Origin of the sequence: Bacillus sp. R45 (assembly GCF_021729365.1) — a bacterium.
Lineage (GTDB): Bacteria > Bacillota > Bacilli > Bacillales > Bacillaceae > Bacillus > Bacillus velezensis.
Genome location: NZ_CP091421.1, coordinates 2,799,022 through 2,814,717, shown reverse-complemented (window position 1 = coordinate 2,814,717; position 15,696 = coordinate 2,799,022). Strand labels below are relative to the sequence as shown.

Annotated in this window: 14 protein-coding genes; 10 read left to right on the top strand and 4 right to left on the bottom strand. The window is 47.6% G+C overall.

The features are described 5' to 3' along the window. Positions 1–109: 109 nt before the first annotated feature. From L3V45_RS13755 to L3V45_RS13745, 3 genes are all read left to right on the top strand, one after another. Positions 110–877 carry an SDR family oxidoreductase gene (locus L3V45_RS13755; RefSeq protein ID WP_003152431.1) on the top strand — a complete coding sequence of 256 codons (768 nt, stop codon included), beginning with the start codon at positions 110–112 and terminating at the stop codon, positions 875–877. A gap of 60 nt (positions 878–937) precedes the next feature. Next, positions 938–1,624 carry a metal-dependent hydrolase gene (locus L3V45_RS13750; RefSeq protein ID WP_003152432.1) on the top strand — a complete coding sequence of 229 codons (687 nt, stop codon included), beginning with the start codon at positions 938–940 and terminating at the stop codon, positions 1,622–1,624. A 139-nt stretch (positions 1,625–1,763) separates the two neighbouring features. Then, a complete protein-coding gene (locus tag L3V45_RS13745) occupies positions 1,764–3,080 on the top strand; it encodes a CBS domain-containing protein (protein WP_003152433.1) in 1,317 nt (438 codons plus the stop codon). 28 nt (positions 3,081–3,108) lie between these two features. Here L3V45_RS13745 and L3V45_RS13740 read toward each other — a convergent pair whose 3' ends face one another. Continuing rightward, positions 3,109–3,411 carry a YtpI family protein gene (locus tag L3V45_RS13740; RefSeq protein WP_003152434.1) on the bottom strand — a complete coding sequence of 101 codons (303 nt, stop codon included), beginning with the start codon at positions 3,409–3,411 and terminating at the stop codon, positions 3,109–3,111. A 116-nt stretch (positions 3,412–3,527) separates the two neighbouring features. Between L3V45_RS13740 and L3V45_RS13735 the strand changes: the two genes are divergently transcribed. Then, positions 3,528–4,469, top strand: a complete 942-nt coding sequence (locus L3V45_RS13735; RefSeq protein ID WP_003152435.1) for a DHH family phosphoesterase — start codon at positions 3,528–3,530, stop codon at positions 4,467–4,469. 17 nt (positions 4,470–4,486) lie between these two features. Here the strand turns inward: L3V45_RS13735 and L3V45_RS13730 are convergent, their stop codons facing one another. The 3 genes from L3V45_RS13730 to L3V45_RS13720 all read right to left on the bottom strand — a co-directional run bounded on the left by L3V45_RS13730 (position 4,487) and on the right by L3V45_RS13720 (position 5,625). Continuing rightward, positions 4,487–4,678 (bottom strand): YtzJ family protein, encoded by a 192-nt coding sequence (locus L3V45_RS13730; RefSeq protein WP_003152436.1) that lies wholly within the window; start codon positions 4,676–4,678, stop codon positions 4,487–4,489. Positions 4,679–4,783: 105 nt separating this feature from the next. Continuing rightward, a complete protein-coding gene (gene ytrI / locus L3V45_RS13725; RefSeq protein ID WP_003152437.1) occupies positions 4,784–5,287 on the bottom strand; it encodes a sporulation membrane protein YtrI in 504 nt (167 codons plus the stop codon). Next, positions 5,284–5,625: a sporulation membrane protein YtrH gene (locus tag L3V45_RS13720; protein WP_003152438.1), complete on the bottom strand. Its 342-nt coding sequence runs from the start codon at positions 5,623–5,625 to the stop codon at positions 5,284–5,286. The genes ytrI and L3V45_RS13720 overlap by 4 nt, the downstream gene beginning before the upstream one ends. A gap of 142 nt (positions 5,626–5,767) precedes the next feature. Between L3V45_RS13720 and dnaE the strand changes: the two genes are divergently transcribed. The 6 genes from dnaE to pyk all read left to right on the top strand — a co-directional run bounded on the left by dnaE (position 5,768) and on the right by pyk (position 15,587). Then, positions 5,768–9,106 carry a DNA polymerase III subunit alpha gene (dnaE, locus tag L3V45_RS13715; RefSeq protein ID WP_003152439.1) on the top strand — a complete coding sequence of 1,113 codons (3,339 nt, stop codon included), beginning with the start codon at positions 5,768–5,770 and terminating at the stop codon, positions 9,104–9,106. Positions 9,107–9,245: 139 nt separating this feature from the next. Beyond that, positions 9,246–10,478 carry an NADP-dependent malic enzyme gene (locus tag L3V45_RS13710; RefSeq protein ID WP_003152440.1) on the top strand — a complete coding sequence of 411 codons (1,233 nt, stop codon included), beginning with the start codon at positions 9,246–9,248 and terminating at the stop codon, positions 10,476–10,478. Between the two features lie 327 nt (positions 10,479–10,805). Continuing rightward, positions 10,806–11,678 carry an acetyl-CoA carboxylase, carboxyltransferase subunit beta gene (accD, locus tag L3V45_RS13705; protein WP_003152441.1) on the top strand — a complete coding sequence of 291 codons (873 nt, stop codon included), beginning with the start codon at positions 10,806–10,808 and terminating at the stop codon, positions 11,676–11,678. Beyond that, positions 11,663–12,640 (top strand): acetyl-CoA carboxylase carboxyl transferase subunit alpha, encoded by a 978-nt coding sequence (gene accA / locus L3V45_RS13700; protein WP_003152442.1) that lies wholly within the window; start codon positions 11,663–11,665, stop codon positions 12,638–12,640. Before accD ends, accA begins: the two co-directional genes overlap by 16 nt. Before the next feature lie 190 nt (positions 12,641–12,830). Continuing rightward, entirely contained in the window at positions 12,831–13,790 is a 960-nt protein-coding gene (pfkA, locus tag L3V45_RS13695; RefSeq protein WP_003152443.1) for a 6-phosphofructokinase, read from the top strand. Positions 13,791–13,829: 39 nt separating this feature from the next. Then, the gene (pyk, locus tag L3V45_RS13690; protein WP_014305569.1) at positions 13,830–15,587 is read left to right on the top strand and encodes a pyruvate kinase; all 1,758 of its coding nucleotides are present in this window, start codon (positions 13,830–13,832) and stop codon (positions 15,585–15,587) included. Positions 15,588–15,696 lie beyond the last annotated feature (109 nt).

The following is a 15,696-nucleotide window of genomic DNA, read 5'->3' as shown; positions in this document are numbered from 1 at the left end:
TGCGGACGAAGTGCAAAAAAGTGATATTGCCGTTTGTTTATAGTAAAGTAGAGGGAGAAACGTCTTGATTTTATTGAAGCGGCTACGTTGCCTGGGGAGGGTATTCAATGTGCGACATGCTCTAATCACTGCCGGTACAAAGGGATTGGGCCGAAAAGTGACTGAAATGCTTCTGGAAAAAGGCTTTTCTGTCACAGTGAATTACAGACAGGACGAAGAAGCGGTCGCTTGTCTGAAGGCGGATTATCCCGGGTGCCATGACAGATTGCAATTCGTTAAGGGCGATGTAACCCGGAAAGAAGATCTCATGCGGATCGCCGATGCAGCCCTTCAGCGGTTTGGAAGGATTGACATACTGATTAACAATGCCGGGCCGTACATATTTGAGCGCAAAAAGCTTGCCGATTACTCCGATGACGAATGGTATGGCATGCTTGAAGGGAATTTAAGCGCCGTTTTCCATCTGTTTAAAGCGGTTATCCCGGTCATGAGACAGCAGCGCTTCGGCCGGATTATTACATACGGTTTTCAAGGAGCGGACCATGCCCCCGGCTGGCTTCACCGTTCCGCTTTCGGAGCGGCTAAAGTCGGATTGGCTTCGTTAACGAAAACCATTGCGATTGAAGAAGCCGAATCAGGCATTACAGCCAATATGGTCTGCCCGGGTGATATTGTAGGAGATATGAAAGAAGCGTCTATAGAGGAAGCAAGACGGAAAATCGGCAAAGAAAAGACGCCGATCGGCAGGTCCGGAACCGGAGAGGATATTGCGAGAATCATCGCGTTTTTATGTGAAGAAGATTCCGATCTTGTAACCGGAACGGTCATTGAAGCAACAGGCGGGCTGAATGTGATTAACAGGCATCAATCCCTGTAAGTTTTTTCGTTTGTCAAAAAGGGAACTTGATAAATATTAATTTTTTATGAGGTGAAAACGATGAAAGTGACTTATCACGGACATTCTGTCATTCAAGTGGAAACGAAAACCCATAACATTATTTTTGATCCGTTTCTGACCGGAAACAGTCTGACAAATTTGAAACCGGAAGAAGTGAAAGCGGATGTCATCCTGCTTACTCACGGACACAATGACCATGTCGGAGATACAGAGCAGATCGCCAAACAAAACGATGCGCTCGTCATTGCGCCGAACGAGCTGGCCGTTTATCTCGGCTTTAAAGGTTTAAAGGTCCACCCGATGCATATCGGCGGGGCGCACCAATTTGATTTCGGCAAAGTAAAACTGACACAGGCGTTCCACGGATCGGCGGTCACTGATGAAGAAAACAAAACCATCACATACACCGGGATGCCGGCCGGGATTTTATTAACGATTGACGGCAAAACGATTTTCCACGCCGGCGATACGGCGCTGTTCTCAGATATGAAACTGATCGGGGAACTGAATCACATTGACCTGGCGTTTCTGCCGATCGGTGATAACTTCACCATGGGGCCTGAAGATGCGAAACTCGCGGCTGAATGGCTGAGAGCGAAACAGGTCGTCCCCGTTCATTACAATACATTCCCCGTCATTGAACAGGACCCTGACGCTTTCGCAGAAAGTCTGCCCGGAGGCGTCGGCAAAGTCATGGCGGTCGGCGAGACCATTGAGCTTGCCTGACATATGTGTCGAAGACCTTCTGAATCAAGCATTCAGAAGGTCTTTTTTGTGATGCCGCCTTTTTTCGGGCGTCTCATTGCGAATGAATCCCCCGTACCCTTATAATAAAAGCAGAAGACTGTCCTTAGAGGTGAAACGCTTGGCAACAAAGCATGAACAAATCCTATCATACATAGATTCGCTTCCTGTCGGTGAAAAAATTTCGGTCAGAAGAATTGCGAAAGAAATGAAAGTCAGTGAAGGAACGGCTTACAGAGCCATTAAGGAAGCCGAAAACAAAGGATTCGTTTCCACTATTGAACGTGTGGGGACCATCCGGATTGAACAGAAGAAAAAAGAAAATATTGAAAAGCTGACATACGCTGAGGTCGTCAATGTGATCGACGGCCAGGTGCTCGGCGGAAAAGCGGGTCTGCATAAAACGTTGAATAAGTTTGTGATCGGGGCGATGGAGCTTGACGCGATGATGCGTTATACGGCCGCGGGGAACCTGTTAATCGTCGGGAACCGAATCAACGCCCACCGCCAGGCGCTTGAAGCGGGCGCGGCCGTTTTGGTAACAGGAGGGTTTAATACCGACGACAGCATTATCGAGCTGGCCGATATGCTTGAGCTTCCGATTCTCTCCACGAGCTACGATACCTTTACGGTAGCCGCGATGATCAACCGGGCGATCTATGATCAGCTCATAAAAAAAGAGATTGTGCTCGTGGAAGATATTTTGACGCCCGCAGATCGGACAGTGACGCTGTTCCCTAAGGATAAACTGGAGAAATGGTACGAAAAGAACTATGAAACCGGACACGGCCGCTTTCCGGTTATCGATCAGCAGATGAAAATCCACGGAATCCTCACACCGAAAGATATCGCGGGGCATGACCGGTCAGTTCCCATTGAAAAAGTAATGACCAAAAACCCTGTCACGGTGATCGGAAAAACATCTGTCGCCTCAGCGGCTCAAATGATGGTTTGGGAAGGAATTGAAGTGCTTCCGGTGACAGACGGGCATCACAAACTGATCGGAATGATCAGCCGCCAGGATGTCTTAAAAGCGCTTCAAATGGTTCAAAAGCAGCCTCAGGTCGGGGAAAAGCTGGATGATATTGTTTCAAGGGGATTTAAAGAAGAGGAAGATAACAAAACGCCGGCCGTTTATCAATATGAAGTCACGCCGCAAATGACCAATCAGCTCGGCACGATTTCTTACGGGGTGTTTACAACGATTTTAACCCAGGCCGCCAGCCGATTTTTACGCTCCCGCAAACGCGGCGAGCTGGTCATTGAAAGCATTACGATTTTCTTCCTGAAGCCCGTACAGATGGAGTCGGTCATAGAAGTGAAACCGCGCATTTTAGAGGCGGGCCGGAAATTCGGGAAAATGGAAGTGGAAGTGTCAAGCCAAAGCGGCATCGTTTCAAAAGCGATGCTCATGGTGCAGCTGATGGAGAGAAGTTAAGGGACACACCCGGGTCCCTTGGCATTCATTATGCGTGGTCCCTCTCCGCTTCCTTTGCATGGATGGGCTCATAATGCTTATAGGCTTTATACCCGGCCCATGCGCTGCCTGCTCCGATTAAAATGAAGACGCCGCCGATGACCAGGGTCAGGACGGAGTGGAACAGAATCATTTGGTTTACTCCGTACAAAAGCACCAGCGCGCCTAATGCCATACTTGATTTAGCCGAAAAACATTCCTTCTCCAGCGCCCGTTTCGTCTGGATTCCTTTTACTTTGTAATACACGTAAAAGCAGGCAGAAAGCCCGATGAGAAAAACAAAAACCAGCATAAATGAAATCCTCCATTATATGAGTTTGCAAAACCGTTTATACCGTTGCTGAAAGATTTTCCTTTTCCATGGATAAAGAGTATGATTAAATGAATAAAAACGAAAAGGAGAAAACGATGAAATCCGAACTGATCAGAACCATATCATTATATGACACCATTATCTTACATAGACATGTGAGGCCTGACCCGGACGCCTACGGTTCACAGTGCGGCCTTACGGAAATCCTGCGGGAAACGTATCCCGAAAAAAATATTTTTGCCGTCGGACAGCCTGAACCGTCCTTGTCTTTTTTATATTCCCTCGATGAGGTGGATGACGAAACCTATAAAGATGCTCTTGTCATCGTGTGCGACACCGCAAACCAAGGCAGGGTCGACGATCAGCGCTACCATTCCGGCGCAAAGCTCATGAAAATAGACCACCATCCAAATGAAGATCCGTATGGCGATCTGTTATGGGTCGATACGAATGCAAGCTCCGTAAGCGAAATGATCTATGAGCTGTACCTGGAAGGAAAGCAGCACGGCTGGAAACTGAATACGAAAGCAGCTGAGCTGATCTACGCTGGTATCGTCGGTGATACGGGGCGCTTCTTATTCCCGAACACCACAAAAAAGACATTAAAATACGCGGGAGAGCTCATTGAGTTCCCATTTTCATCGTCAGAGCTGTTCAATCAATTGTATGAAACAAAATTAAATGTGGTGAAGCTTAACGGCTTTATTTATCAAAATGTGTCACTGTCTGAAAACGGCGTCGCTTCCGTTTTCATTAAAAAAGACATTTTGGAGACATATGGAACCACCGCTTCTGAAGCGTCGCAGCTTGTCGGAACACTCGGAAATATTTCGGGTATCCGCGCTTGGGTGTTTTTCGTAGAAGAAGACGATCAAATCAGAGTCCGGTTCCGTTCAAAAGGTCCGGTCATCAACGGAATTGCCCGGAAATACAATGGCGGCGGACATCCGCTTGCGGCCGGCGCATCCATCTTCAGCTGGGATGAAACCGATCAGATTCTTGCTGATCTGGAAGAGGTATGTAACGAACACAAGTAGAGGGGAGACCCTCTTTCTTAGTGTTCATCTGTCACGGGGATGAACCAGCAGCCGAATTCAGTCAGGTCTTCGTAGACGCGGAGATTACAGATTTGGAGTTCTTTTTTTATGAGGGAAGCGAGTGTGTCTGTTTCTGCATATGCGGAATAGCCTTGTCTGATTCGGGCTGCATGATCTTTTGCCAAGCGGCGTTCACTAAAAACCTCCATTTTCCCTTCCTCCCTTCAGAATCGTTGAAAATGTCTCATCTACAGTTTATAAAAAAGCGGAGAAAAAAGCGACAGATCTATGGAAAATTTTTAAAAATGACATAATTACGTCGCAAAAGAAATATGAATTTCGACAGACAATCTCGTATAAATCGTCAGTTCCTTTACTTCAGCTTTAAATTCCTTCTCATTTATGGTGTATATTTTGTTTTCAATCGTCCGTTTTAAAAGCTCCTTTGTTTTATACACGCTTTCAATATCCTTTGTGATGACTTCAGAAATATTATCTTTCACCTGTTCCTCAAATTTCATCTTGTCAGGCTGGGCGATTCTGTATTTTTCCCAATTAATCAGCTTCACATCAACACTTTGGATGAGAAGTCTTTGCTTATTATCCTCATTTAATTTATGAAGATCTTTCTGATAGATGGAGATTTGGTTTTTTAAATCCCGCGCGTGCTCCCGCTGCTTTTCAATTAACGTCACCTGTTCTTCCTGAAACGTTCCGTATGTAAACAGAAAGAACAGCCAGCTGATGATGGCTCCGCACATCATTCCCGCAAAAAAACGCTGCCATCCCGGTTTTTTATAATACTCGGGAATTCTCATGATGACATATTCTCCTGGGTCAGCCATGAAATAATCAACCAGCCGGTCTGCGCGCCGCCCATTGCTGAAATAATTAAAAGAAGCTGTTTGAAGATGTCGCGCGTGTTGCCTTCAAACAGCCCCCGCTCGAAACTGTATACCGCGTCAAATGTTCCCCCGATGGCCGCGACAAGCGCCCAGATCTTCAGCCTGTTCGCCAATTTTGTGATCGCCGTCAGCGGAGGCTCGCCTGATAAATAAGCTCCGAGGCCGCCGATCAGCGCGCCGCCGAGCAACACACCGAGGGCGATAAAATAACTGCTGATGAAATTCGCCATAAAGCCGGCTTCCTGATCCATATATACACCACCTCACTTTTCTATCATATTGAGCGAAACGGACAAGTATGATGATGAGTCAAAAAAGAACATTTGTTTCTTAAGAAAACCCGTCTTATAATGTAGAAAGGCAAAATGAACGTATGGGAAAGGAGTGGCGGCATTGTCTTTTGTTCACCTGCAAGTACATAGCGGCTACAGCCTGTTAAACAGCGCCGCTTCTGTAAAAGAGCTTGTTACACAAGCGAAGGAACTCGGATATTCATCATTGGCGCTGACGGACGAAAATGTGATGTACGGCGCCATTGAGTTTTATAAAGCATGCAAATCAAACGGAATTAAGCCGATTATCGGTCTGACGGCTTCTATATACACGGACGATACGGAGCTTGAAGCACACCCGCTCATTCTTTTAGCGGAGACAAACACCGGTTATCAGAACCTGGTGAAAATCTCAAGTGCGCTGCAATCCATGGCAAAGGGCGGCATGAAGCGAAAATGGATGAAGAGCTATCATGAGGGGCTGATCGCCATTACGCCCGGTGAAAACGGGTACATTGAAAGCCTGCTTCAAGCCGGGAAGTTTGAAGAAGCGGTCCGGGCTGCCGAAGGATTCCGGGAGCTGTTCGGAGACGGCCGTTTTTATTTAGGGTACCAGCCGTTTAAAGGACATGAGACGTTATCAGAAGAGATTCTCCGCCTGTCAGCCGAGACGGAAATCGCTGTCTGCGCTGCGGGAGATGTCCGCTATATCAAGAAAGAAGATCAAGATGCGTACCGCTGTCTGTGCGCTATTAAAGCCGGAGAGAAATGGGAGGATCAGAGCGGGAATCTGCCGGACTTATACTTGAGGACGCCTGAAGAAATGGCAGAGCTTTACACGCGGCATCCGGAGGCGGTTGAAGCAGCCGCCCGTATCGCCCGGCAATGCCGGGTCGATGTCAGCCTCGGACAGACACAGCTTCCGTCTTTTCCGGCGCCGGACGGCAAATCAGCCGATGACTATTTGGCGGAGATCTGTCATGAGGGGCTGCGTCTCCGTTTCGGCACTCCTGATGAGCGGGCTGTCCGCCGGCTTGAATATGAGCTGGACGTCATCAGGCGCATGAAATTCAGTGATTATTTTCTCATCGTATGGGACTTTATGAAGTACGCGCATGAAAAGGGCATTGTGACAGGCCCGGGAAGGGGGTCCGCGGCAGGCTCGCTTGTCGCTTACTCGCTTTTCATTACCGACGTGGATCCGCTTAAACATTCTCTGCTGTTTGAGAGATTTCTTAATCCCGAGCGGATCAGCATGCCGGATATTGATATCGATTTCCCTGATACGAGAAGGGATGAGGTCATTCAGTATGTGCAAAATAAGTACGGGGCCATGCACGTCGCCCAGATTATCACCTTCGGGACATTGGCCGCAAAGGCGGCGTTAAGGGATACCGGGAGAGTGTTCGGAATCAGCCCGAAAGAAGCCGACCAGCTTGCCCGCCTGATCCCGTCGAAACCGGGAATGACGCTTGAGGAGGCAAGGCGGCAGTCCGCTCAGCTGAACAGGCGGCTGTCCGAATCCGCCGTTCTTCATAAAGTGTTTCAGATCGCAAGGAAAATCGAAGGTCTTCCGAGACACACGTCAACACACGCGGCCGGGGTCGTTCTCAGTAAAGAGCCGCTTTCGGAAGTTGTCCCTCTTCAAGAAGGGCATGACGGCGTGTATTTAACGCAGTATGCGATGGATCACCTGGAAGATCTCGGTCTTTTGAAAATGGACTTTTTAGGTTTGCGCAACCTGACGCTTATTGAATCCATTAAAACGATGATTGAAAAAGAGACGAATACGAAAATTGATTTTTCCGAGATTTCTTATCAGGATGAAAAAACGTTCTCGCTATTGTCAAACGGTGATACGACGGGTATTTTCCAGCTGGAATCATCAGGAATGAGAAACGTGCTGAAGCGCCTGAAGCCGTCAAGACTGGAAGACATTGTCGCGGTTAACGCGCTTTACAGGCCGGGACCGATGGAAAATATTCCGTTATTTATCGATCGGAAGCACGGACGGGCGCGTGTGGAAGTGCCGCACGAGGACGTAAGAAATATTCTCAGTGACACTTACGGCGTCATCGTCTATCAAGAACAGATAATGATGATCGCCTCGCGCATGGCAGGGTTTTCATTAGGTGAAGCGGATCTGCTCAGACGGGCTGTCAGCAAAAAGCAAAAGGACATTCTGGACAGAGAGCGAAGCCATTTTGTTGAAGGGTGCTTAAAAAAGGAGTATTCTGTAGTCACTGCAAACGAGGTCTACGATCTGATTGTAAAATTCGCTAACTACGGATTCAACAGAAGCCATGCTGTCGCATACAGCATGATCGGCTATCAGCTCGCCTATTTAAAGGCGCATTATCCGCTATATTTTATGTGCGGGCTGTTGACGAGCGTCATCGGCAATGAGGACAAAATATCGCAATATCTGCATGAAGCGAAGGGGAGCGGGATTCAAGTCCTTCCGCCGTCAATAAACAAAAGCGGTTTTCCGTTTGCGCCGGAAAACGGAGCCGTCAGATACAGTTTGCGGGCCGTTAAAAACGTAGGCGTCTCGGCAGTGAAAGATATTTATAAAGCAAGAACACATAAACCGTTCGAGGATCTTTTCGATTTCTGCTTTCGCGTACCTGCAAAAAGCGTGAATCGGAAAACCATCGAAGCCCTTATATTTTCTGGCGCCATGGACGAATTCAATCAAAATCGCGCCGCCTTGCTGGCCTCCGTTGATGTGGCTTTAGAGCACGCTGAACTTTTTCGTGCAGACGATGACCAAATGGGATTGTTTTTGGAAGAATCGTTTTCCATTAAGCCAAAATATGTAGAGGCTGAGGAATTTCCGCTCGTGGACAAGCTTCGGTTCGAAAAAGAAGCTCTCGGTGTTTATTTCTCAAGCCATCCTTTGTCTGCTTTCAGGGATCTCCTGAAAAAACGGGGGGCGCAAACGATCACAGCAGCGCGGCAGATGCCGAAGGGACAGCTGTCAATCGGCGCTTTGCTCGCGGGCATTAAAACGATTCGGACAAAGACAGGTCAGCATATGGCGTTTCTCACATTAAGCGATGAAACGGGAGAAATGGAAGCCGTCGTGTTTCCTGACCAATATAGAAGGCTGTCTCCGCTGTTAAAAGAAGGCGCGCTTTTATTCGCCGCCGGAAAAATGGAAGAGCGTCAGGAGAAGACACAATTCATCATGTCATCCGCCTCTCTTCTTGAACAGACGGAGACAGACAGAGCGCCGTCTGTTTACATCAAAATCGAAGGCAGCCGGCACAATCAGGAGTTTTTGGAAAAGATGAAGCGTATTTTACTGGAGCATAAAGGGGAAACCGGCGTTTATCTATATTATGAAAAAGACAAGCAGACGATCAGGCTGCCGGATACTTTTCATATTGAGGCGGACCATCAGGCGTTATACCGTTTAAAAGAGCTGCTGGGCCGCGAAAACGTCGTGTTAAAATAGTGGTAACAATAATCGTTTTGTTATACAATTGAAACAATTGTGCTATCTTATTTAAAGATTCTGAAATTTTTCACCTCCAGCGATTGTACCAGTCTATGCGGCAGAATATGTAACAAAGTACTTAAAAGGAGTGTTTAGAATGTCATTAAGAGAAGAAGCGTTACATTTACACAAAGTAAATCAAGGAAAGCTGGAATCAAAAGCAAAGGTAGAAGTCAGAAACGCGGACGACTTAAGCCTTGCCTACTCTCCCGGAGTAGCTGAGCCTTGTAAAGAGATTTATGACGATAAAAATAAAGTATATGATTATACAATGAAGGGGAACATGGTAGCAGTCGTAACAGACGGATCAGCCGTTCTCGGTCTCGGTAATATCGGGCCTGAAGCTTCACTTCCGGTCATGGAAGGGAAAGCGGTGCTGTTTAAAAGTTTCGCGGGCGTGGATGCATTCCCGATCGCGCTTGACACAAACGATGTGGACAAAATCATTGACACTGTGAAGCTGCTTGAACCGACATTCGGAGGTGTCAACCTTGAAGATATTGCGGCGCCGAACTGCTTCATTATCGAAGAGCGCCTGAAAAAAGAAACAAACATTCCGGTTTTCCACGATGATCAGCACGGCACTGCCATCGTAACCGTTGCCGGACTTGTAAACGCGCTGAAATTATCAGGAAAATCCATGTCATCCATTAAAGTTGTGGCAAACGGAGCGGGAGCGGCAGGCATCGCGATCATTAAGCTTCTTTACCATTTCGGCGTACGCGACATCGTGATGTGCGACTCTAAAGGAGCGATTTACGAAGGACGTCCGGCCGGCATGAACGCGGTGAAAAACGAAGTGGCCAAGTTTACAAACCAAGACCGCAACGACGGTTCGCTGCAGGATGTCATTAAAGATGCAGACGTCTTTATCGGCGTATCAGTCGAAGGCGCGCTGACGAAAGAAATGGTGGAGAGCATGGCGAAAGATCCGATTATCTTCGCAATGGCCAACCCGAATCCGGAAATCATGCCTGAAGACGCGCGCGCAGCCGGCGCTAGCGTAATCGGAACAGGCCGTTCTGATTTCCCGAACCAGGTTAACAACGTGCTGGCATTCCCTGGAATTTTCCGCGGGGCGCTTGACGTTCGCGCGACTCACATCAACGAAGAAATGAAAATTGCTGCGGTTGAAGCGATTGCTTCCCTTGTTTCAGAGGAAGAATTAAGCGCTGATTATGTCATCCCGGCTCCGTTTGACAAACGCGTGGCTCCTGCCGTTGCGAAAGCTGTTGCGAAAGCAGCGATGGAAACGGGCGTCGCCAGAATTACGGTCGATCCTGAAGAAGTGGCTGAAAAAACAAGACAGCTCACAGTCATCGGGGAATAATAACACAAAAATGAAATGGCAGCGCGTTGGAAAAAACAACGCGCTGCTGTTCAATATACGGACTGCTGGCATTTTTTTAAGGGCAGGTCTTAAAAAAATTTCAGCAGAATCCTTATTTCTTTTGAAAACGCTGACAGATAAGGCTGAACAACGCTTTTTACGGTATGAAATCCGTCCGTTTCCGTCTGTTTTGCAGCAAAAAATGTCGAATGGAGGATGACACCGTTTGACAAAAAAAGTACAATAGTTTCGGTAAAGTTATTATTAAGTCTATCTAATCGGAAGACATGCAGTGAAGAGAACCCTTCACAAAAGGGAGGTAATCATTTGTTAAAGGATATATTCACAAAAAAGAAAAAATATGCTTCCGTGCCGTCTGAGCAGGCAAAACATGATGTTCCGGAAGGCATTATGACAAAGTGCCCCAAATGTAAAAAAATCATGCTCACAAAAGAGTTAGATAAAAACCTGCGCGTCTGCATGAACTGCGGGCACCATTTCCCGATGAATGCAAAGCAGCGCATTGAAAGCCTCCTGGATGAAGATTCATTCGAAGAATTCAACCAGGGAATGATATCTGAAAACCCGCTCGGTTTCCCGGAATACTTAGAAAAAATCGAAAAAGACCGTGAGAAAACATCGCTGAATGAAGCGGTGGTTACCGGCAAAGGAACCATCAGCGGATTCCCTGCCGTGATCGCGATCATGGATTCAACATTCCGAATGGGCAGCATGGGTTCGGTTGTCGGCGAAAAAATCACGCTTGCAATTGAAAAAGCAAAAGAGGAAAAAGTCCCGTTTATCATCTTTACCGCTTCCGGCGGCGCACGTATGCAGGAAGGGGTCTTAAGTCTTATGCAAATGGCAAAGACAAGCTCTGCATTAAAACTGTTCAGTGAGGAGCAGGGACTGATTATTTCTGTCATGACCCACCCGACGACAGGCGGCGTATCGGCCAGTTTCGCGTCTCTCGGTGATTATAATTTCGCTGAACCGGGCGCCTTGATCGGATTTGCAGGAAGACGTATTATTGAACAGACGATCGGGGAAAAACTGCCGGAAGATTTCCAGACGGCGGAATTTTTATTAAAGCACGGCCAGCTTGATGCGGTGATTCACCGAAACGACATGAAAGACAAACTCGCATTTCTGCTGGACATGCACCAAACAGGAGGTGAGCATGAGTGGCTGCAAGATTAGAATTTGAAAAACCGGTGATTGAACTGCAGACGAAAATTGCCGAACTGAAAAAATTCACCCAAGATTCGGAGATGGATTTAAGCGCTGAAATCGCAAGGCTTGAAGACCGGCTCAGCAAGCTCCAGGATGAGATTTATAAAAACCTGAAGCCGTGGGACAGAGTGCAGATCGCACGCCTTCCCGACCGGCCGACGACGCTTGATTACATTCAATACCTGTTTACCGACTTTTTTGAGTGCCACGGAGACAGAACATACGGAGATGATGCTGCGATTGTCGGCGGAGTCGCCAAATATCACGGCATGCCGGTCACCGTCATCGGACATCAGCGCGGAAAAGACACGAAAGAAAACCTTGTCCGCAATTTCGGGATGCCTCACCCTGAGGGCTACCGCAAAGCGCTTCGTCTCATGAAGCAGGCGGATAAGTTCAACCGCCCGATTATCTGCTTCATCGACACGAAAGGAGCGTACCCGGGTAAAGCGGCGGAGGAACGGGGACAAAGTGAAGCCATCGCCAAGAACCTGTTCGAGATGGCCGGCCTGACAGTGCCTGTCGTTTGTATCGTCATCGGGGAAGGCGGCAGCGGAGGCGCGCTTGCGTTAGGTGTGGGCAACCGCATGCTGATGCTTGAGAACTCGACGTATTCCGTTATTTCTCCTGAAGGAGCCGCGTCCATTTTGTGGAAAGACTCCAGCCTTGCGAAAAAAGCGGCCGAAACCATGAAGATTACTGCGCCCGATTTATTAGAATTAGGAATTATTGATGATATGATTAAAGAAGTGAAGGGCGGAGCTCACCATGATATCAAGCAGCAGGCGGGCTACATTGACGGTATTCTTAAAGAAACGTTAAAATCTCTTCTTCGATTGAACGCCGAAGAGTTGATCTCACAGCGCTATGAAAAATATAAAGCAATCGGGAAAGTTTCGGTTGAGGATCAATATATCGGGGTAAACTGAATAGACGTGAAGCCTATGGCTCACGTTTATTTTTTGTGATTTTTGTGATATTCCTTAAATTTTATTTAAAAACAATTTATTTAATTGTATAATAGGTAAGGTTTCATGGGAGCTCAGGCGTCCCTTTTCATTGTTTTAGGGCAATGATCATGATATGTTTAACATATATAGTTGCTGAGGTGAATAGGAAATGAAGCGTATAGGAGTTTTAACGAGCGGCGGGGATTCCCCGGGTATGAACGCTGCGGTGCGCGCGGTTGTGCGGAAAGCTATCTACCACGACGTCGAAGTGTACGGAATTTATAACGGTTATTCAGGATTAATCAGCGGAAAAATAGAAAAACTGGAGCTGGGTTCGGTCGGTGACATCATCCACCGCGGCGGAACAAAGCTGTATACGGCCAGATGTCCTGAATTCAAAACAGTTGAAGGCCGTGAAAAAGGAATCGAAAATTTAAAGAAACTCGGCATTGAAGGTCTTGTCGTCATCGGCGGAGACGGTTCATACATGGGTGCGAAAAAATTAACGGAACACGGGTTTCCGTGTGTAGGTGTACCGGGTACGATAGATAATGACATCCCGGGAACTGATTTTACGATCGGATTTGATACGGCGTTAAACACCGTAATTGATGCGATTGATAAAATCCGTGACACCGCTACGTCTCATGAGCGTACATACGTTATTGAAGTGATGGGGCGCCATGCGGGCGACATTGCTTTATGGGCAGGTCTTGCAGGCGGAGCGGAATCAATTTTAATTCCTGAAGCGGACTACGATATGGAGGAAATTATCGGCCGTTTGAAGAGAGGGCACGACCGCGGCAAAAAACACAGTATCATCATCGTTGCAGAAGGGGTAGGCAGCGGGGTTGAATTCGGAAAACGCATCGAAGAAGAAACGAACCTTGAAACACGGGTATCCGTTTTAGGGCACATCCAGCGCGGCGGATCTCCAAGCGCTTCTGACCGGGTTCTTGCAAGCCGCCTCGGCGCTTACGCGGTTGAGCTTCTGCTTAAAGGAAAAGGCGGACGCTGCGTAGGTATACAAAACAACAAGCTTGTAGACCATGATATTATAGAAATTTTAGAATCAAAACATACTGTTGAACCAAACATGTATCAGCTTTCAAAAGAACTGTCTATTTAAGGCGGAAGAAGCTGAAGATTTCAGAAGGAAGTGAACGAGTTGAAAAAAACAAAAATCGTTTGTACAATCGGTCCGGCCAGTGAAAGTGTAGAAATGCTGACAAAATTGATGGAAGCGGGTATGAACGTTGCTCGTCTGAATTTTTCACACGGTGATTTCGAAGAGCACGGCGCAAGAATCAAAAACATCAGAGAAGCCAGCAAAAAGCTCGGCAAAAACGTGGGGATTCTCCTCGATACGAAAGGTCCGGAAATCCGCACGCACGATATGGAAAACGGCGCGCTTGAGCTTCAGGCGGGAAATGAAATTATCGTTTCTACGAAACAGGTGCTGGGAACGCTTGAAAAATTCTCAGTTTCTTATGAAGGCCTGGCAGACGACGTGTCAGCAGGGTCTATCATCCTGCTGGATGACGGTTTAATCGGATTGGAAGTGCTGGAATCAAATCCGGAAAAACACGAAATCAAAACAAAAATCTTAAACAGCGGCACGCTGAAAAATAAAAAAGGCGTAAACGTTCCCGGCGTCAGCGTCAACCTTCCCGGAATTACTGAAAAAGACGCCAAAGACATCATATTCGGTATCGAGCAAGGCGTTGATTTCATCGCTGCGTCATTTGTACGCCGTTCTACGGATGTCCTGGAAATCCGCGAACTGCTTGAAGAGCATAACGCGTCTGACATTCAAATCATTCCTAAGATCGAGAACCAGGAAGGCGTGGACAACCTGGATGCGATCCTGGAAGTATCTGACGGCCTAATGGTAGCGCGCGGAGACCTCGGCGTAGAGATTCCGGCCGAAGAAGTGCCGCTCGTGCAAAAAGAAATGATCAAAAAATGCAACGCGCTGGGCAAACCGGTTATTACTGCGACACAAATGCTAGACAGCATGCAGCGCAACCCTCGTCCGACACGTGCTGAAGCAAGTGACGTTGCCAACGCCATTTTCGACGGCACAGATGCGATCATGCTTTCCGGTGAGACGGCTGCGGGACAATATCCTGTTGAGGCGGTTCAAACAATGTTTAACATCGCCACACGCACGGAAGAATCTCTGAACTATAAAGAAATTCTGTCTAAACGCAGAGATCAGGTCGGCATGACGATTACCGATGCGATCGGCCAATCAGTTGCGCACACGGCGATCAATCTGAGTGCGGCAGCTATCGTGACGCCTACAGAAAGCGGCCATACGGCGCGTATGATCGCGAAATACCGTCCGCAGGCTCCGATTGTAGCCGTTACGGTTAATGAGTCTGTATCACGCAAACTCGGCCTTGTATTCGGTGTATTCCCGTCAAGCGGCCAAAACGCGAATTCTACAGATGAAATGCTTGAAGACGCGGTTCAAAAATCACTTGACAGCGGCATCGTGAAACGCGGTGATCTGATTGTCATTACAGCAGGTTCTGTCGGTGAATCAGGCACGACGAATCTGATGAAAGTCCACACTGTCGGCAGCATTATCGCGAAAGGGCAAGGCATCGGACGCAAATCTGCATTCGGTCCGGTCGTTGTTGCAAAAAATGCGAAAGAAGCTGAACAAAAAATGACAGACGGCGCAGTATTGGTTGCTTCAAGCACTGACCGCGACATGATCGCTTCACTTGAAAAAGCATCAGCGCTCATCACTGAAGAAGGCGGTCTGACAAGCCATGCAGCCGTTGTCGGTTTAAGCTTGGGCATTCCGGTTATCGTCGGCCTTGAGAACGCAACTTCAGTTTTAACAGAAGGACAGGTTATCACAGTTGACGCTGCCCGCGGCGCTGTGTATGAAGGCCGCGCAAGCGTTCTTTAAACAGCTTTAAAAAAGAGAGGGGGGTTCTCCCTTCTCTTTTGTCTTTAGGTTGATTTTCCTATTCCCATGCGGGCGGTGACGCGCTTTTAGAAGGGCAGGAGGGCAGAAA